1 protein-coding gene and 1 pseudogene are annotated in these 834 nt (G+C 41.5%); both read left to right on the forward strand.

The window, feature by feature from the left end:
• Positions 1–182 (forward strand): annotated as a pseudogene (locus FS875_RS10050) (hypothetical protein); the annotation flags it as partial.
• A gap of 9 nt (positions 183–191) precedes the next feature.
• A partial coding sequence (locus FS875_RS10055; protein WP_144756324.1) for a hypothetical protein occupies positions 192–834 on the forward strand: 643 nt, incomplete at its 3' end.

Below are 834 nucleotides of genomic sequence, written 5' to 3' on the forward strand. Positions count from 1 at the left end.
ATCTTAGCCATGATGATAATTGCTGGGTTGGAGGTAACGCTTGTGTTTATCAAAATGCATATATCTCTGAAAATGCCAAGGTTTATGATGCTGCCGAAGTTTATAATAACGCAAAAGTTCGTGGTAATGCCATAGTAGCCGGCGAGACAGCATTTTATGGAAGTGACGCTATTTTAAGGTAGGGGGTAATCATGGAAAAAAAATACGAATTAACTGATGAGACAATCGAAGTTGCCGTTATGACACTTCATAGAATTAAAGCATTGAGAGACTTTGGAGATGTTAAAAAAGGTGATCTTGGTGGATTTATAGAGAAAGAAGATAACTTAAGCCATGAAGGCAACTGTTGGGTTGGTGATAATGCCTATGTTGGTGCTGAAGCACAGATTTTTGGCAATGCTAAGGTTTATGGCAATGCCAAGGTTGGTCGTCATGCCAAGATTTATGGTGATGCACGTGTTTATGGGAACGCATGGGTTATTGATGGTGCACATGTTTGTGGTAATGCCGAGGTTTATGACCATGCCGAAGTTTCGGATGATGCAGAGGCTTCTGGCGGCGCCAAGATTTTTGACAATGCAAAGGTTTTTGGGAATGCAAAGGTTGGTAGCAGGTTTGATGTTTCTAGAAATGCCGAAGTTTCTGGTGATGCCAAGGTCTATGACAATGCAGAGGTTTTTGGCGGCGCCAAGATTTATGAGAATGCTAAGGTTTATGGCAATGCACGTGTTGGTAGCAGGGCTCGTGTTTTTGGAAATGCTAAGATTTTTGGTGAAGCACGGATTTTTGGTGACGCCGAAATAACTGGAAATACAAAAATATCCATAATGGACC

The sequence above is a fragment of the Bartonella saheliensis genome, from assembly GCF_902162175.1.